Raw genomic sequence first — 17772 nt, 5'->3', positions numbered from 1 at the left:
ACACTCTCGTCCCGATCAAGGAAGGAGTGGCCCGTGAGCCCTGTCGATATTTTCCGCATGTTGTCGCTGGCCGCCATCTGGGGCGCGAGCTTCCTGTTCATGCGCATCATCGCTCCCGCGATCGGTACGGTTCCGACCGGATTCTTCCGCGTTTCGATTGCCGCCGTCGGCCTGCTGGTGATCCTCGGACTGATGCGCATCAACTGGGATTTCAAAGGCAAGCTCAAGACCGTGATGATGCTCGGCGTGATCAACTCCGGCGTTCCGGCGACGCTGTATTCGGTTGCCGCCCAGGTGCTGCCGGCCGGATACTCGGCGATCTTCAATGCCACCACGCCGTTGATGGGCGTGTTAATCGGCGGGTTGTTCTTCAGTGAAAAACTGACGCTGGCCAAACTCGCCGGGGTGTTCCTCGGCCTGCTCGGGGTGGGCGTGCTGACCCGCGCCGGCCCGGTCGCGTTCGATCTGCACCTGCTGATGGGCGCCGTTGCCTGCCTGCTCGCAACCACCTGCTACGGCTTCGCCGGGTTTCTTGCCCGACGCTGGCTGGATCAGGCCGGTGGGCTCGACAGCCGTCTGTCGGCGCTGGGCAGCATGCTCGGTGCGACCCTGTTTCTGTTGCCGTTGTTCGGTTACAGCGTCATCACTCAGCCGCCGGTGAGCTGGGGTGGCTGGAATGTCTGGCTGTCGCTGCTGGGCCTGGGTCTGGGCTGCACCGCGTTCGCTTACATCATTTACTTCCGCCTGCTGAGCTCCATCGGGCCGGTGAAGTCGATGACCGTGACCTTCATGATTCCGCCGTTCGGCGTGTTGTGGGGAGCGCTGTTTCTCGATGAGCCGCTGTCGATGGCGCACGTGTATGGCGGGGTGTTGATCGCGATTGCGCTGTGGCTGGTGCTGAAACCCGCAGTGGTGAAGCCGGCAGAAATCGCCACCCGCTGAAAGGCAGATGCACAAAGGCCCGGGAGTTTCCTCCCGGGCCTTTTTTCATGCGCGGCGGTTACGCCGATTTACGGAACACGAACACCAGACCGACGATGATCAACAGCATCCCCAGCACGCTCAACGCCGCCAGGCGATTGCCGAAGATCAGGTAGTCCATCACCGCCGTCACGGCCGGCACCAGATAGAACAGGCTGGTGACATTCACCAGATTGCCTCGGGCGATCAGCCGGTACAGTAGCAACGTCGCCAGCACGGAAACCACCAGCCCCATCCACAACACCGGCACGATGAAACCGGCGCTGTGCTCGAAGTGGAACGGCTGGAACGGCACGAAGATCCCGCATAGCAGCAGACCGGCCAGATACTGCACCGGCAGCGTGCCGAGGGGATTGTCGGTGATGCGCTTCTGCATGATCGAGCCGAAGGTCATGCTCGCCAACGCCAGCAGACCGAACAGCATCCCCGCCAGCGACATCCCGGCCAGACCGATGCCTTGGTAAACCACCATGATCAACCCGGCCAATCCCAGCGCCAGACCAAACATCCGGCTCGCCGAGCGCTGCCGCTCCATGATCACCACCGTGAGGATCGGCTGCACGCCCATGATGGTCGCCATCACCCCGGGCGTGACTTTCAGATCCAGCGCCAGCAGATAAAAGATCTGATAAGCCCCCAACAGCACCACACCAGTGGCCATCGCGTACAGCATCGGCTTGCCGAGCTTGGGCAACCTCAACTTGAGTAACGGCACCAGCAGCACCAGCCCACACAGGGCAATCACAAAACGGATCAGCAGAAAGGCAAAAGGCGAAGCGTGGGCCAGCCCCCACTTGGAGAAGATCGCCCCGCTGCTCCACAGCAGAACGAACAGGCTCGTGGACGCCGCCGCGAGCGCGGACTTTTTCGAAAGGACAAACATGAATACCACCTGTAGTCAGGCAAATAGCCAACTCAGCCGAAGCTGAAATTCAGTAGGTTTTTTCAGGCGGGCAAAGGGGTCAGCAGAAAACGCCGATCAGCCCGAAACACCAACGCCCGGCGGTGATACGACTGCGCACACCGGCGTGCTACTGACAGGTGGAGGGTAATGACTGATCTGCACAGGCTGCTGATTCCCGCACGGCACGACGCCAGCGTTGACCGCTGAATCGACTACCGCGTTGATAAGGGATGCAGGCATCTGGGCTGATCTTTTTTGAAGGGTTGAAAGGTGAGTCATACGACTCACGAGCGCCGACTATAACCAGCCCGCGACATGGATTGCAATGACTTGGACAAAGGGCCAGTAGCGACAGGCAGGAGGCAGGCGCATAGGCTCGTTTGCAATTGCAACGACCATTGATGGGGATATGGAATGCGCGAGATCACATGCCAAGGGAACGGAATCATCTGCGGTATCAGTTGTACAAATCGCAAGCCAGGAAGCTTGCCCGCCTTGCCACGACTCAACTCCAGATTGACCTGGAGATGGCTGGCCCCACAACGCTTGACCTTTCGAAAGTACGTTTCGAACCCATCGACTCGTTGGCACTGAGTGCTTTTGAGTGTTGGGAGAGCCCGCATTTTTCATGGGAAGAAGTCATTGGATGGAAAGCGCGCGAACCTCTCGCACTCGATATCGCAATCTGGTTTGAATCTGAACTGTGCGGACTTTGCTTTGCCAACCCGAATAAAAGTCGACAACGCATCCGAATCGTACGACTGGAGGGCGGCCAAGAGAAACACATCCATTGAAGAACCGTGTTGCACCGCTATCCGTTCTGGCAATTGAGCAATACGCCCGCATCATTGGCAGTAGCTTGATCGAGGCTCAAGAACCATTCCAGGGAGCAATACCAATTTACGAACAACTCGGCTTCGGTTTGGATAACGAGGGTCGCCTTGTCAAAACAGTAGGGAGCCTAGTATTGTGAAAAACGCTCAAATATTGATCAACCAAGGTGGGAATATGCGCAAAGAAATAAAAAAATCCCCCAGAAAGAAAAAAGCGCATGCAATAAGGGGTGAATCTGATCCAACGGTTCTGACAGCCAGTCAACGACGGCTCTTACAGATCATTGCAACCGGCACCGCTATCGATGAACCAAGCTTACTGGCTGGCCGTCCCTGATTCTGAAAACAAAAAACCGCTCAAACGAGCGGTTTTTTTTACTTCGAAATCCAGCCTCAACCAAACAGCCAATACCCCAGCAACGTCAGCACCACCACCGCCAGCACCGGCCGCATTACGCGATAGGCCTTTGGATTGCGGCGTTTCCACTGCTTGACCCCACCGCTGAACTTGTCGCTGAAGTTCTTGCTCCACGCGTAAGCCTGGTTGATCCCGCCGACGCGCTCGTCGTCGAGGTTCTGCGGTGCCGTGGCACGGCCCAGCCAGGCGCTGATGAAGCGGTTGATCCGGGTCATCAGGCGATTGCTCAGCGGACGCTCGATGTCGCAGAACAAGATGACGCGGGTCTTGTCGGTTTCGTTCTTGACCCAGTGCACGTAGGTTTCGTCGAACATCACGTCTTCACCGTCGCGCCAGGCGTAGACCTGACCGTCGACGAAGATTCGGCAATCGTCGGAGTTCGGCGTCGACAGACCGAGGTGATAACGCAGGGAACCGGCGAACGGATCGCGGTGCGGGTTCAAATGGCTCCCGCCCGGCAACAACGCGAACATCGCGCCTTTGACGTTGGGGATGGCACTGACCAAGGCTACGGTTTTCGGGCACAGGGTTTCGGCCGAAGGCAGCGGTTTGTCATACCACTTGAGGTAGAAACGCTTCCAGCCTTTCTTGAAGAACGAGCCGAAACCGGCGTCGTTGTTCTTCTCGGCGGCGCGGATGTACCCCTCGTCGAACAGGTGCATCGCCTCGTCGCGAATGGTTTCCCAGTTATCGCGCAACACGTCCAGTTCCGGAAACTTGCTGCGATCCAGATACGGCTTGGACGGCACGCCAGAGAACAGGTACATCAAGGCGTTATACGGGGCAAACAGCGCCGAGTGGTTGACGAACTGACGCAGCACCGGCAAACGCGCCTTGCCGCGCAAATGCACATAGAGCGTGCTGCCCAGAAACAGCAACAACACCAACGCCTTGGCGGCAAACGGAAAGGTCATCAACAACTCCTTGAAAAAAGACAACACTGCGCAATGTCATTTACCCGACATGGCGGCCGGCCATGATAAACACTACCGGCTCCTGGAAAAACCCGCCCGGTTCAGGATTCAGTGTTAAAGATTGCGCAACAAAGCACTTCTTAACATAACGATCCTGAACCTTGGCTGACCTGAATCAACACGCCACTTACTGCTGGTTCTCCTGATCGGTGAACAGATCGCTGAACAGCATGCTCGACAGGTAACGCTCACCGGAATCCGGCAACACCACGACGATGGTCTTGCCCTGCATTTCCGGAGTTTCCGCCAGGCGCACCGCTACCGACATGGCCGCACCACAGGAAATCCCGCACAGGATCCCCTCTTCCTGCATCAGGCGCAGGGCCATGGCCTTCGACTCGTCATCCGTCACCAGCTCGACCCGGTCAACCATCGACAGATCAAGGTTCTTCGGCACAAAACCGGCGCCGATGCCCTGAATCTTGTGCGGACTCGGCTTGATCTCTTCGCCCGCCAGCGCCTGGGTAATCACCGGCGAAGACACCGGTTCCACTGCCACCGACAGAATCGGTTTGCCCGCCGTATTCTTGATATACCGCGACACGCCGGTAATGGTTCCGCCGGTGCCGACGCCTGCGACCAGCACATCAATGGCGCCATCGGTGTCGTTCCAGATTTCCGGGCCGGTGGTTTTTTCGTGGATGGCCGGGTTGGCCGGGTTATCGAACTGGGCGGGCATGAAGTATTTCCCCGCGTCACTGGCTACGATCTCGTTGGCCTTTTCGATAGCGCCTTTCATGCCTTTGGCCGGTTCGGTCAGCACCAGCTCGGCGCCCAGCGCCTTGAGCACCTTGCGCCGCTCGATGCTCATCGAGGCCGGCATGGTCAGCAGCAGCTTGTAACCGCGAGCGGCCGCGACAAAGGCCAGGCCGATGCCGGTGTTGCCCGAGGTCGGCTCGACAATGGTCATGCCCGGCTTGAGTTTGCCGCTGCTTTCGGCGTCCCAGATCATGTTGGCGCCAATCCGGCACTTGACCGAGTAGCCCGGGTTGCGACCTTCGATCTTGGCCAGAATGGTCACGCCACGGGGCGCGATGCGGTTGATCTGCACCAGCGGCGTGTTGCCGATGGAGTGGGCGTTGTCAGCAAAAATACGGCTCATGGCTGGGTCCTTGTGCAGCGTTGAATTCAGCTCTCCAAGGTAAGCCTGTTGCCCTTCTCAGTCCAGTCGGGCCGAACGTCTGCGGCAGGCAGCAGTCAACCGCTTTACACCGTTCGGGATTTGCTGCCATGAAGCGTCGCTACCGCTGGCCGTTGTGGATTCTCGCCACTGTTGTGGTGTTGCTGGTCGCCCTGCACATCGCCCTGCCCTACCTCGTGCGTGACTATCTGAATGACAAACTGGCCAACATGGGCGACTACCGCGGCCAGATCACCGACGTCGACCTGGCGCTCTGGCGCGGGGCCTACAAGATCAACGGCCTGAAAATCGTCAAGGTCGACGGCAAGGTCCCGGTACCGTTCGTCGATGCGCCGCTGATCGACCTGTCCGTCAGCTGGCACTCGTTGTGGTACGACCATGCGGTGGTGGCGCAGGTGAAGTTCTTCAAACCGCAGGTGAACTTCGTCGATGGTGGGGCCAACAAGCAGAACTCCCAGACCGGTCAGGGCACCGACTGGCGCGCGCAGTTGGGCAAACTGCTGCCGATCACCCTCGACGAAGTACAGATCAATGATGGTCGCATCAGCTTTCGCAACTTCAACTCAAAACCACCGGTGAACATGAATGCGACGAATGTCGACGCCAGCATCTTCAACCTGACCAACGTGGTCGACACCAAAGGCAAACGCGACGCCCGCTTCGAAGGCAAAGCCCTGCTGCTGGGCCATGCGCCGCTCGAAACCACAGCCACCTTCGACCCGCTGAGCAACTTCGAAGACTTCGAATTTCGCCTGCGGGCCCGGGATATCGAACTCAAACGCATGAACGACTTCGCCTCGGCCTACGGCAAATTCGACTTCAACGCCGGCCACGGCGACGTGGTCATCGAAGCCGCAGCGAACAAGGGCCAACTCAAGGGCTACATCAAACCGCTGCTGCGCGACGTCGACGTATTCAACTGGCAGCAGGATGTCGAGAACAAGAACAAGGGCATCTTCCGCTCGATCTGGGAAGCACTGGTCGGCGGCACCGAAACCGTGCTGAAAAACCAGGGCAAAAATCAGTTTGCCACCCGGGTCGAACTCAGCGGCAGCGTGCACCTGCAAGATATCAGCGCGTTTGAAGCGTTTTTGCAGATTTTGCGCAATGGGTTCATCCAGGCGTTCAATGCCCGGTATGAGCGTCCTAAGCCGGATGCCGGATAGCGCTTGCTCAACTCGCTCTCGGCCGAAACCGAGTCAACATGTGACGCCCCATTCAGAGACTGAATAAGCCGTCTGCGTTCACAGTCGACCGGGCCGCGCGTTATAGTCGGGCATCCGATTATTTCGCCCCCGCCCTGCCCGTTCAGGTCGGCGTTACCGTTCGAGGATTAGCAGATGAAGTTCGAAGGCACCCAGGCCTACGTCGCCACCGATGACCTGAAGCTGGCGGTCAACGCCGCCATCACCCTGGAGCGGCCGCTGCTGGTCAAGGGCGAACCGGGCACCGGCAAGACCATGCTCGCCGAGCAACTGGCCGAATCGTTCGGCGCCAAGCTGATCACCTGGCACATCAAGTCCACCACCAAGGCCCATCAGGGCCTGTACGAGTACGATGCGGTCAGCCGCCTGCGCGACTCGCAACTGGGCAATGAAAAAGTCCACGACGTGCGTAACTACCTGAAGAAGGGCAAGCTCTGGGAAGCGTTCGAGTCCGAAGAGCGGGTCATTCTGCTGATCGACGAAATCGACAAGGCCGACATCGAGTTCCCCAACGACCTGCTGCAAGAACTCGACAAGATGGAGTTCTACGTTTACGAGATCGACGAGACCATCAAGGCCAAGAAGCGTCCGATCATCATCATTACCTCCAACAACGAGAAAGAGCTGCCGGACGCTTTCCTGCGCCGCTGCTTCTTCCACTACATCGCCTTCCCCGACCGCACCACCCTGCAGAAAATCGTCGATGTTCACTACCCGGACATCAAGAAGGATCTGGTCAGCGAAGCGCTGGACGTGTTCTTCGACGTGCGCAAGGTGCCGGGCCTGAAGAAGAAGCCATCGACCTCGGAACTGGTGGACTGGCTGAAACTGTTGATGGCCGACAACATCGGCGAAGCCGTACTGCGCGAGCGCGATCCTACCAAAGCCATCCCGCCGCTGGCCGGTGCGCTGGTGAAGAACGAACAGGACGTGCAACTGCTTGAGCGCCTGGCGTTCATGAGCCGTCGCGGCACCCGCTAAGAGGCTGACGCCATGTTGCTCAACCTGTTCAATGAAATGCGCGCAGCCAAGGTGCCGGTGTCGGTGCGCGAGCTGCTCGACCTGATCAACGCGCTGAAACAGCGCGTGACCTTCGCCGACATGGACGAGTTTTACTACTTGTCGCGGGCGATTCTGGTGAAGGACGAACGGCATTTCGACAAGTTCGACCGTGCGTTCGGCGCCTACTTCAATGGCCTGGAAAAGCTCGACGATCACTTGCAGGCGCTGATTCCCGAAGACTGGCTGCGCAAGGAGTTCGAGCGCTCGCTGAGCGACGAGGAACGCGCGCAGATCCAGTCCCTTGGCGGTCTGGACAAGCTGATCGAAGAGTTCAAGAAACGCCTGGAAGAACAGAAGGAACGCCACGCCGGCGGCAACAAATGGATCGGCACTGGCGGCACCAGCCCGTTCGGCTCCGGCGGATTCAACCCGGAAGGCATCCGGGTCGGCGATGCCGGCAAGCGCCAGGGTAAAGCTGTGAAAGTCTGGGATCAGCGCGAGTACAAGAACCTCGACGACTCCGTGGAGCTGGGCACCCGCAACATCAAGGTCGCCCTGCGCCGCCTGCGCAAATTCGCTCGTCAGGGCGCGGCGGAAGAACTGGATATCGATGGCACCATCGACCACACCGCCAAGGACGCCGGCCTGCTGAACATCCAGATGCGCCCGGAACGGCGCAACACAGTGAAGCTGTTGCTGCTGTTCGACATCGGCGGCTCGATGGACGCCCACGTGAAGATCTGCGAGGAACTGTTCTCGGCCTGCAAGACCGAGTTCAAACATCTGGAGTACTTCTACTTCCACAACTTCATTTATGAATCGGTGTGGAAGAACAACATGCGCCGCACCTCCGAGCGCACGTCGACCCAGGACCTGCTGCACAAGTACGGCGCCGACTACAAAGTGATTTTCATCGGTGACGCGGCGATGGCGCCCTATGAAATCACCCAGGCTGGCGGCAGCGTCGAGCACTGGAATGAAGAGCCGGGTTACGTGTGGATGCAGCGCTTCATGGAGAAGTACAAGAAGCTCATCTGGATCAATCCGTACCCGAAAGATACGTGGGGCTACACCTCGTCGACCAACATCGTGCGGGACTTGATCGAGGATCAGATGTATCCGTTGACCCTGCGCGGGCTGGAAGAAGGGATGCGGTTTCTGTCCAAGTAAGCGGATCGTTCCCATGTCGAGGCGTCGAACCGTCTGCGTGGGAATGCATCAAGTGACGCTCTGCGTCACTGGGACGCGGAGCGTCCCGGGCGGCATTCCCACGCGGAGCGTGGGAACGATCAAACGCAGACGCGTTCGACGCGGGAACGATCAAGTAAAGCGCTTCAGATATTCGACATGCTCCCGGTATGCAACTTCTTGCACCACCGGGCGCAATCTGACCTTCGCTCCCGGCAGACACTGTGCCAACCGGGCCAGCGCCAACGGCGTCAACGCTCCCAATCGCGGATAACCGCCAATCGTCTGCCGATCATTGAGCAACACGATTGGCTGTCCGTCCGGTGGCACCTGCACCGCGCCCAGCGGAATGCCTTCGGAGATCATCGGTTTGCCCTGATACTGCAACGCCGTGCCCAGCAGGCGAATACCCATGCGATCGGCACGACTGTCCAGCGTCCAGGCACTGTTGAATGCATCGAACAGGCTCTGCCCGCTGAACTGACCGATCTGCGCGCCCAACACCAGATCGAGCGGCGCGTCGAGGCGCAGGTCCGGTCGATGCTCCGCCGGGACCTCACGCACCAATAAGGTTTCGCCCTGATAACTCAGCGAAGCGCCCTTGGCCAATGGCAAGCCAAAACCTTCGAGGCCACCGAGCTCCTCGCGTACCACCGTGGCACTGCTGCCCAGAACTTTCGGCGCACTGAAACCGCCGGGCGCTGCCAGATAGGCCCGCGCCCCGAGCAACGGCTGGGTGAACTTCAAGGTCTGTCCTTTGCGCAGTTTGAAACTGCGCCACGGTGCCAGCACTTCACCGTCGATCTGCGCGCCAAGATCGGCGCCCGCCAATGCCAGCACGCAATCTTCTTCAGCCACCACCGTGAACCCGCCGAGGGTGATTTCGATCACCGGCAAGTCCAGGCCATTGCCCAGCAGCCAGTTGGCCCAGGCCATCGACCGCCAGTCCGCCGCACCGCCCTGGGTCACGCCCAGATGGCGCACGCCAAACCGCCCGGCGTCCTGCAACAGGCACAGCGGTGTGCTTGCTTCAATCGTCAGTCGGCTCATGCGAAGGCCTCCAGAGGCGTGTCGTCACCGCCGAGGCGGATGAATTCGGCATGGCTCACCGCTTCGAAACGCACGGTATCGCCGGGCTGCATGAGGCTGTAGCCATCGCGTTCACGGTCGAACAGTTTTGCCGGTGTGCGACCGATCAGGTTCCAGCCACCGGGAGACACCACCGGATACGCCGCGGTCTGCCGCTCGGCGATGCCGACGCTGCCGGCGGCGACTTTCTTGCGTGGCGTATTCAGACGCGGTGCTGCCAGGAGTTCTTCCACCAAACCCATGAAGGCAAACCCCGGTGCAAAGCCAAGGGCGAACACCTGGTATTCCCGAGCGCTGTGACGGCGAATCACTTCTTCCACCGACAAACCGCTGCGTTGCGACAGCAGGCTCAATTCCGGTCCGACGCTAAGGTCGTACCACACCGGCAGCACATGACACTGGCCGCCGGTGTGCGCATTCGGCGACAGGTCGATCAGCGCTTCGGCGATCAGTTCCCGGGCCTGACTCGGGTTCAATGCCGCCAGGTCGTAATGCACCATCAACGTGGTGTACGACGGCACCAGATCGATCAGATATGCGCCGAACACCGTGCGCAGCCGCTCGCAGGCGGCGAGCATCCACGGCATGTTGGCTTCGGCGATTTCATCGAACAGGCGCAGCATCAGGCAATCCAGCGCCACCACTTCCACCCGCGGATTCATGGCGCGCTCTGCTCGTTCAGGGCCTGACGAATGCGTTGCACGGCCGCCACTGAACTGGCGTTGTCACCGTGCACGCACAGCGTGTTGGCTTGCAGGTGGAGCGCGCTGCCGTCGCTGGCGGTGAGGTTGTCGCCACGGGCGATGGTCAGCGCTTGCCCGATGATGGTTTCGGAATCGTGGTGCACCGCGCCGGGGAGTTGTCGCGAAACCAGTCGGCCGGCGCTGTCGTAGGCGCGATCGGCGAAGGCTTCGAACCACAGGGTCACGCCGTATTCGTCGCCGAGTTGCTGGGCTGCCGTGTTATCGCGGGTGGCCATCAGCATCAGTGGCAGGCTGCGATCGTAAGCCGCGACGGCCTGAATCACCGCCCGCAACTGCGCGGGGTTGGCCATCATGTCGTTGTACATCGCACCGTGGGGTTTGACGTAACTGACTTTGCCACCCTGGGCACGGCAAATGCCGTCGAGGGCGCCGATCTGGTAATGCAGGATGTCTTGCAGTTCCTGGGCGGTGTAAGCCATGGAGCGGCGGCCGAACCCGACCAGATCCTGATAGGCCGGATGCGCACCGATCTGCACGCCGTGGCTCAGGGCCAGGCTGACGGTCTTGCGCATGATGCCCGGGTCGCCGGCGTGGAAACCGCAGGCAATGTTGGCGCAATCGATGAAGGGCATGACTTCCGCGTCCAGACCCATGGTCCAGCTGCCGAAGCTCTCGCCGATGTCACAGTTCAATAGCAGGCGGCTCACGGTGAACACTCCTGTAGCTGTTATCTTTTTATGCTGTAGGACAGTTGTCGCAGGTTATCAGTTACTGCGCGTCCAGTTGCTTGCCACGGGTTTCCGGCAGGCTCAACGCCGCGAGGATCACCACCCCGTAGGACACTGCCGCAAAGGCACCGATGCCTACGCTCAGCGGCACTTTCTGGCTGAGCAGCCCGATCAGCAGCGGGAACAATGCCGCCAGCGCCCGGCCGATGTTGTAGCAGAAGCCCTGCCCCGAGCCGCGAATCCGGGTTGGAAACAGCTCGGTGAGAAACGCGCCCATGCCACTGAAAATCCCCGAAGCGAAAAAGCCCAGCGGGAAGCCCAGCCACAGCATCACGCCGTTGCTGACCGGCAATTGGGTGTAGAGCAGAACGATGGTGAACGAGCCGACTGCGAACAGGATGAAGTTCTTCTTGCGGCCCAACAGGTCGGTCAAATAGGCGCTGATCACATAACCGACGTAGGAACCGACAATCACCATCGCCAGATAACCGCCGGTGCCGAGTACGCTCAAGCCGCGTTCGTTCTTCAGAAAAGTCGGCAGCCAGGAGGTGATCGCGTAGTAACCGCCGAGGGCGCCGGTGGTCAGCAACGAGGCGCGAATCGTGGTGAAGAGCATGCCGGGGGCGAAGATCTCGTAAAACTTCGACGGGCTTTCCGGAGTTTGCTTGGCTTTGGCTTCGCGGTAGATCTCCGGATCTTTCACCAGACGGCGGACGAAAATCACGAACACCGCCGGCACGATGCCGAGGATGAACAGTGCGCGCCAAGCATCTTCCGGTGGCAATACCGAGAACAGCAGCGCATAGAGAATCGCCGTCAGGCCCCAACCCAAGGCCCAGCCGGATTGCACCATGCCCACCGCTTTACCGCGGTCCTTGGCCCGGATCACTTCACCGATCAGCACGGCGCCGGCGGTCCATTCACCGCCGAAACCGAAGCCCATCAGGGTTCGGGCGATCAGCAGTTGTTCGTAGTTTTGGGCGAAGCCGCAAAGGAAAGTGAAGAAGGCAAACCACAGCACCGTCAGTTGCAGGGTGCGCACGCGGCCGATGCGGTCAGAGAGAATCCCCGCCACCCAGCCGCCGATGGCCGAAGCGATCAGGGTGCTGGTGTGAATCAGGCCGGCTTCGCCGGTGGTGATGCCCCACATCGCGATCAGGGTCGGCACCACGAAGCTGAGCATCTGGGTGTCCATGCCGTCCAGACCGTAGCCGATCTTGCAGCTCCAGAAGGTCCGGCGCTCCTGCTGATTGATGTTGCGATACCAGTCGAACGGGCCGGGACGGGCCGCAGTCTTGGGGAGGTCGAGGGTGTCGGGCGCACTCATGGCATGTCTCCGCAGGCTTTTATTGGTCTTGTTCGAAGCTCCGACGACGCCTATCGTGGGAACCGGATGCGTCGATTCTTGGGTGCGTCACCCGGTCGCGTCCAACGAATAAAAACCCGCCCAAGACATAAGAAAAATTTGTTGCCATGAACCTGAAGTTTCTCGAAACCTTCGTCTGGGTCGCCCGGCTGAAAAGTTTTCGCCTGACCGCCGACAAGCTGTTCACCACCCAGGCCTCGATTTCCAGCCGGATCGCGGTGCTCGAAGGCGAGCTCGGGGTGAAGCTGTTTCTGCGTGATTCGCGCGGCGTCAGCCTGACGCCCGAAGGTTTGAAAGTGCTGGACTATGCCGAGCAGATGCTCGACACGATGCAGGCGCTGAAGCAGTCGATCGAGACCCGTTCGAGCAAGGTTGGCCGGGTGCGCATCGGGGTGATGGACACGGTGATTCACACCTGGCTCAGCCCGTTGGTGGCACAGATGACCGATCTGTACCCACGGGTGGAAATCGAGCTGGTGGCGGATACCTCGCTGAACCTCTGCGATCAGCTGCAAAAAGGCTTTCTCGATCTGATCCTGCAAACCGATCTGGTGCGCCAGGAAAGCGTGCGCAGCCTGGAACTGGCCAGCCACCCCATCGGCTGGATCGTCGCCAGCAATTCGATCTACAACCGCGACTATCAAAGCCTCGCCGACCTGGCGCAGGAACGGATCATCACCTACTCGAAAAACTCACGGCCGCATCAGGACATCCTGGCGTTGATGCAGGCCCAGGGCGTGCTGGCGCCACGGTTGAACTGTGTGAATTCGGTGTCGGCGATCACCCGGCTGTTGCGCGACGGGTTCGGCATTGGCGCGTTGCCGCCGGTGCTGGTGGCCGAGGAACTGGCGCGGGGGGAATTGACCCTGCTCGACATCGAACAGCGACCGCCGAACCTGCAGGTGGTGGTGTCGTGGCGAGTCGGTGTGGAATGGGTCGAGGAGATCGTGACGCTGTGTCAGCAGGTGCTGGAGGAATATGCGCGCAAGGTGGGCGAGAACTACGTCGTGCTCGCCCCTTGATCGTTCCCACGCTCTGCGTGGGAATGCAGCCCGGGACGCTCCGCGTCCCTCGCAAGCCCAGCGCGGAGTATCCGTTGAGGCTCAGAGCCCACGCACATCCCGATCTTCGATCGGCCGGCTCTGGCGCAGGCGCTTGCCGCCCAGCACCACCCAGTCGATCAGACGGAACAGGCATTCAAGACCGAACGACAGCAGCAGCGCGCCGCTCATGCCCCAGATCATTGCTTCCGGCGTCAGCAGGATCTGGTAGCTGTAGCCGTTCCAGGTTTCCTTGCGGATGTCCGGGTCGGCGGCCAGCACCACTTGCAGGAAGCGGATGTACCAAGGGCCCTGCATCGCCTGGAATTGCTTGTCCAACGCCAGCTGACGGTTGAGCAAGGTGCTCAGGCTGTCGGCATCGCTGCGAAACACCGGGTCTTCGCTGGCACGGTAATGGGCGACCAGTGCCTGGATGTCACCCTTGAAAAACTGCTCGGCGGTGCCCTGGAAGCCGCGCAGACCGGTCTGCGCCTCGATCAGGTGCGCTTCGACCCGCTTGGCGTAATCGTTGATGAAGCCCGGCACCTGGACACCGATCAACAGGCCCGCCGCAAACAACACCAGCCGTAGATAACTGAGCAACATGGGGGTGCAATCCTTATTCGGTCGTGCCTTGGCTTACGCATTCGCCGCGTCGCCACAGGCTCCATTGGCCCGGTTCGTAGCGGGTCCAGGTTTCGTTTTCAGTCAAAGGTTCGGTGGCAATCACCGTCACCACGTCGTTGGGCGTGGTTTCGGCCTGGAAATCGACGATCACATCGACATCCTTGAGCCGCGCCGGGCCAAACGGTGCGCGTCGGGTGATCTGCGCCAGTTTGGTCGAGCAATAGCAGAACAGCCAGTCGCCGTCGCTGAGCAAGCAGTTGAACACGCCTTTGCTGCGATATTCGGCGCAGGCCGCGACCAGATCCGGCAGCAGCACTTCTATATCGACCGGTTCCGGAAACGCTGCACGTACGCGGTTGAGCAAATCGCAGAACGCCGCTTCGCTGTCGGTATCGCCGACCGGGCGGTAGAAACTCTTGATCGGCGAGAAGTCGGCGAGCTGGCCGTTGTGCGCGAAGCACCAGTTGCGGCCCCACAGTTCGCGGACGAACGGGTGGGTGTTGGACAGGCAGACCTTGCCGACGTTGGCCTGACGGATATGACCGATGACCACTTCGCTCTTGATCGGATAGCGCTGCACCAGATTCGCCACTTCCGATTCGCTGCTGGCCGCTGGGTCCTGGAACAGGCGCAGCCCACGACCTTCATAGAAACCGATCCCCCAGCCGTCGCGGTGCGGGCCGGTGCGACCACCGCGCTGCATCAGCCCGGTGAAGCTGAACACGATGTCGGTCGGCACGTTGGCACTCATGCCCAGTAATTCACACATGTGCGGACTCTCGTGATTACAGACGCGGCTCGACCCGCATGCGCTGCGGATTGTTCGGCACGGGTGGACGGCCATAACGATCATCGCCGGCGCCGCCGAACGGTTGATCGGCGTCCCGCTCGTCATCGGCCCGGGCCGCTGCGCGGGCGGCTTCAGCCTGTTCCTTGCGGGCCTTGGAGGCGCGCTCGATCGGCAGGCGGATCAGCACGAAAATCAGGTACAGGCCGAACGCGATCATGGCGTACATGAGCAATTCGGAAATCGCGCGCCAGGCGTTGTTGCCGACCTTGAACGCCAGATCCAGCGCGGTGATGGCGATGGCCGGGGCGAATTTTTCCTTCACCGGGTCAATGATGGTCGGGCTGAACAGCAACACCGCCATCAATACACGCAGCGGCTCGCGCAGCCAGCGCCACATCCAGCGGGTCATGCGCATCCACACCAGCAAGCAGCCCACGGCGGCAAAGGCGTAAAGGCCCCAGGCGATCAGATAGTCGTTCTCGGTCATGGTGTCCATGGCAAGGCAGGCAAAGAGGCGCTTATAGTAACGACTTTTCGCACGTCAGGCTTGTCCCAATGCCAGTCGGTCAGCCCCGGACATTGTGGGAGCGAGCTTGCTCGCGAAGAGGCCGTCAGATTCAACACTATTATTGATTGAGCCTGCGCTTTCGCGAGCAAGCTCGCTCCCACAGGTTGCGAAACCCTATTCCGTTACATTTTCGAGAGCTTTCCATGCCCGTATCCGCCAACGTCATCAGCGCCCCGATTGCCCACAAGGCCGCCGGTCACGACCCGTACGCCTGGCTGCAGGAACGCGACACCGACGCGGTGCTCGACTACCTCAAGGCTGAAAACGACTATCAGCAGGCGCAGACCGCCGATCAGGCAGAGCTGCGCGAAACCCTGTTCGAAGAGATCAAGGGCCGGATCCTCGAAACCGATCTGTCCCTCCCCTCGCCATGGGGCCCGTACCTGTATTACACCCGCACCACAGCGGGTGACGAATACGCCCGTCACTACCGCTGCCCGCGCCCGGCCGACGACAGCCTGACCCTCGATGAAAGCCGCGAACAATTGCTGCTTGATCCGAACGCACTGGCCAACGGCGGCTTTTTCTCCCTCGGCGCCTTCAGCATCAGCCCGGATCACCAGCGCCTGGCCTACAGCGTCGATGCCTCGGGCGACGAGATTTACACGCTGTTCGTGAAGGAATTATCCAGCGAACGCGTCAGCGAACTGGAATTCCAGGACTGCGACGGCAGCATGACCTGGGCCAATGACAGCCTCACGCTGTTCTTCGGCGTGCTCGACGACACCCATCGTCCGCACAAACTGTTCCGCTATCGTCTGGACGGCACCGCCGCCGAAGAGGTCTTCCACGAGCCGGACGGGCGTTTCTTCCTGCATTGCTACCGCGCCAGCTCCGAGCAGCAATTGCTGTTGTCCCTGGGCAGCAAGACCACCAGTGAAGTCTGGGCGCTGGACGCCAATCAGCCGCAGCAGCCGTTCACTTGCCTGGCGCCACGGGTCGAGGATCACGAATACGACGTCGATCACGGCAAGCTCGATGGCGAATGGACCTGGTTCATCCGCACCAACCGCGACGGCATCAACTTCGCCCTGTACCAGGCGCCGGACACCGGCATCGCACCCAGCGAAGCCGACTGGCAGAACCTGATTCCGCACAGTGATTCGGTGATGCTCGATGGCGTGACCCTCAACGCCGAAGCCCTGACCCTGAGCCTGCGCGAAGGCGGGCTGCCGATCATCGAAGTTCGCCCACACGGTCTGGCGCCTTATCGCGTGCAATTACCGGACGCGGCCTACAGCCTCTATGTGCAAAACAGCCTTGAATTCGAAAGCGACCGCATTCGCCTGCGCTATGAAGCGCTGAATCGTCCGGCTCAGGTTCGGCAACTGATCCTCGCCACCGGCGAACAGACCGTCCTCAAGGAAACCCCGGTGCTCGGCCCGTTCGACGCCGACGCCTACGTCAGCCAGCGCCTGTGGGCGACTGCGCCGGACGGCACCCAAGTGCCGATCAGTCTGGTGATGAAACGGGAAATGGTCGGCAAAGCGGTGCCGCTGTACCTGTACGGTTACGGCGCCTACGGTTCGAGCCTCGACCCGTGGTTCTCCCACGCCCGCCTGAGCCTGCTGGATCGCGGCATGGCGTTCGCCATCGCCCACGTGCGGGGCGGCGGCGAGCTGGGCGAAGCCTGGTATCGCGCCGGCAAGCAGGAACACAAGCACAACACCTTCAGCGACTTCATTGCCTGCGCCGAATTCCTGATCCTCAACGGCATTACCACCGCGCCACAACTGGCGATCAGCGGTGGCAGCGCCGGTGGACTGCTGATTGGCGCAGTGCTCAACCAGCGTCCGGATCTGTTCGGCGTGGCGATTGCCGAAGTGCCGTTCGTCGATGTGCTCAACACCATGCTCGACCCGGATCTGCCGCTGACCGTCACTGAATACGACGAGTGGGGCAATCCCGAAGAGCCGGAGGTCTACGAGCGGATCAAGGCCTATGCGCCGTACGAAAACGTCACTGCACAGGCGTATCCCGCAACACTGGTGATCGCCGGCTACAACGACAGCCGCGTGCAGTATTGGGAAGCGGCCAAGTGGGTGGCGAAGTTGCGCGCGACCAAGACCGATGACAATCCATTGCTGCTCAAGACCGAACTGGGCGCCGGCCACGGCGGCATGAGCGGGCGTTATCAGGGATTACGTGACGTAGCGCTCGAATATGCATTTGTTTTCAAGGTTCTGGGCATTGCCTGAGGAACTCCGCCGGTCA

At 60.5% G+C, this 17772-nt stretch carries 17 protein-coding genes; 7 read left to right on the top strand and 10 right to left on the bottom strand.

Going from position 1 to position 17772, the window contains the following annotated elements; all coding sequences use genetic code 11:
• Nucleotides 1-33: 33 nt before the first annotated feature.
• The gene (locus CAF90_RS08215) at nt 34-942 is read left to right on the top strand and encodes a DMT family transporter (RefSeq protein ID WP_085605621.1); all 909 of its coding nucleotides are present in this window, start codon (nt 34-36) and stop codon (nt 940-942) included.
• 58 nt (nt 943-1000) lie between these two features.
• Here CAF90_RS08215 and CAF90_RS08210 read toward each other — a convergent pair whose 3' ends face one another.
• Entirely contained in the window at nt 1001-1864 is an 864-nt protein-coding gene (locus CAF90_RS08210; protein WP_085605619.1) for a DMT family transporter, read from the bottom strand.
• A 990-nt stretch (nt 1865-2854) separates the two neighbouring features.
• Between CAF90_RS08210 and CAF90_RS08200 the strand changes: the two genes are divergently transcribed.
• Complete coding sequence (locus tag CAF90_RS08200) at nt 2855-3055, top strand: hypothetical protein (protein WP_085605617.1); 201 nt, start codon at nt 2855-2857, stop codon at nt 3053-3055.
• Between the two features lie 56 nt (nt 3056-3111).
• Here CAF90_RS08200 and CAF90_RS08195 read toward each other — a convergent pair whose 3' ends face one another.
• Together CAF90_RS08195 and cysK are read right to left on the bottom strand one after the other, a co-directional pair.
• Complete coding sequence (locus tag CAF90_RS08195; RefSeq protein WP_085605615.1) at nt 3112-4050, bottom strand: aspartyl/asparaginyl beta-hydroxylase domain-containing protein; 939 nt, start codon at nt 4048-4050, stop codon at nt 3112-3114.
• 187 nt (nt 4051-4237) lie between these two features.
• Entirely contained in the window at nt 4238-5212 is a 975-nt protein-coding gene (gene cysK, locus CAF90_RS08190; RefSeq protein WP_085605613.1) for a cysteine synthase A, read from the bottom strand.
• A 128-nt stretch (nt 5213-5340) separates the two neighbouring features.
• On the opposite strand from cysK, the gene CAF90_RS08185 reads away from it, so the two are divergent.
• The 3 genes from CAF90_RS08185 to CAF90_RS08175 all read left to right on the top strand — a co-directional run bounded on the left by CAF90_RS08185 (nt 5341) and on the right by CAF90_RS08175 (nt 8628).
• Nucleotides 5341-6417 carry a DUF748 domain-containing protein gene (locus CAF90_RS08185; protein WP_085605611.1) on the top strand — a complete coding sequence of 359 codons (1077 nt, stop codon included), beginning with the start codon at nt 5341-5343 and terminating at the stop codon, nt 6415-6417.
• Between the two features lie 174 nt (nt 6418-6591).
• Nucleotides 6592-7437, top strand: a complete 846-nt coding sequence (locus CAF90_RS08180; protein WP_007911294.1) for a MoxR family ATPase — start codon at nt 6592-6594, stop codon at nt 7435-7437.
• A gap of 12 nt (nt 7438-7449) precedes the next feature.
• The gene (locus CAF90_RS08175) at nt 7450-8628 is read left to right on the top strand and encodes a VWA domain-containing protein (RefSeq protein WP_016771218.1); all 1179 of its coding nucleotides are present in this window, start codon (nt 7450-7452) and stop codon (nt 8626-8628) included.
• Between the two features lie 150 nt (nt 8629-8778).
• On the opposite strand, the gene CAF90_RS08170 is transcribed toward CAF90_RS08175, so the two are convergent.
• The 4 genes from CAF90_RS08170 to CAF90_RS08155 form a co-directional block, all read right to left on the bottom strand.
• The gene (locus CAF90_RS08170) at nt 8779-9696 is read right to left on the bottom strand and encodes a biotin-dependent carboxyltransferase family protein (RefSeq protein WP_085605610.1); all 918 of its coding nucleotides are present in this window, start codon (nt 9694-9696) and stop codon (nt 8779-8781) included.
• Nucleotides 9693-10397, bottom strand: coding sequence for an allophanate hydrolase subunit 1 (locus CAF90_RS08165; RefSeq protein WP_085605608.1), 705 nt, complete (start codon nt 10395-10397; stop codon nt 9693-9695). Before CAF90_RS08165 ends, CAF90_RS08170 begins: the two co-directional genes overlap by 4 nt.
• Nucleotides 10394-11146 carry a 5-oxoprolinase subunit PxpA gene (locus CAF90_RS08160; RefSeq protein WP_085605606.1) on the bottom strand — a complete coding sequence of 251 codons (753 nt, stop codon included), beginning with the start codon at nt 11144-11146 and terminating at the stop codon, nt 10394-10396. Before CAF90_RS08160 ends, CAF90_RS08165 begins: the two co-directional genes overlap by 4 nt.
• Nucleotides 11147-11207: 61 nt before the next feature.
• Nucleotides 11208-12494, bottom strand: a complete 1287-nt coding sequence (locus CAF90_RS08155) for an MFS transporter (RefSeq protein WP_085605604.1) — start codon at nt 12492-12494, stop codon at nt 11208-11210.
• Between the two features lie 146 nt (nt 12495-12640).
• On the opposite strand from CAF90_RS08155, the gene CAF90_RS08150 reads away from it, so the two are divergent.
• Complete coding sequence (locus tag CAF90_RS08150) at nt 12641-13555, top strand: LysR family transcriptional regulator (RefSeq protein WP_085605602.1); 915 nt, start codon at nt 12641-12643, stop codon at nt 13553-13555.
• An 81-nt stretch (nt 13556-13636) separates the two neighbouring features.
• Here CAF90_RS08150 and CAF90_RS08145 read toward each other — a convergent pair whose 3' ends face one another.
• The 3 genes from CAF90_RS08145 to CAF90_RS08135 are packed head-to-tail and all read right to left on the bottom strand — an operon-like array spanning nt 13637 to nt 15486.
• Nucleotides 13637-14179 carry a DUF2937 family protein gene (locus tag CAF90_RS08145; protein WP_007956487.1) on the bottom strand — a complete coding sequence of 181 codons (543 nt, stop codon included), beginning with the start codon at nt 14177-14179 and terminating at the stop codon, nt 13637-13639.
• A gap of 13 nt (nt 14180-14192) precedes the next feature.
• Nucleotides 14193-14969: a class II glutamine amidotransferase gene (locus CAF90_RS08140; RefSeq protein ID WP_007956486.1), complete on the bottom strand. Its 777-nt coding sequence runs from the start codon at nt 14967-14969 to the stop codon at nt 14193-14195.
• A gap of 16 nt (nt 14970-14985) precedes the next feature.
• Nucleotides 14986-15486 carry an MFS transporter gene (locus tag CAF90_RS08135; RefSeq protein ID WP_085605600.1) on the bottom strand — a complete coding sequence of 167 codons (501 nt, stop codon included), beginning with the start codon at nt 15484-15486 and terminating at the stop codon, nt 14986-14988.
• Nucleotides 15487-15701: 215 nt separating this feature from the next.
• Here CAF90_RS08135 and CAF90_RS08130 point away from each other — a divergent pair, with 215 nt between their 5' ends.
• The gene (locus CAF90_RS08130; protein ID WP_085605598.1) at nt 15702-17756 is read left to right on the top strand and encodes a S9 family peptidase; all 2055 of its coding nucleotides are present in this window, start codon (nt 15702-15704) and stop codon (nt 17754-17756) included.
• Nucleotides 17757-17772: the final 16 nt, after the last annotated feature.

Origin of the sequence: Pseudomonas sp. B37(2017) (assembly GCF_002112885.1) — a bacterium.
Taxonomy (GTDB): Bacteria; Pseudomonadota; Gammaproteobacteria; order Pseudomonadales; family Pseudomonadaceae; genus Aquipseudomonas; species Aquipseudomonas paraglycinae.
The sequence above is the reverse complement of the archived record's forward strand: the minus strand, read 5'-3'. Positions and strand labels throughout refer to the sequence as shown.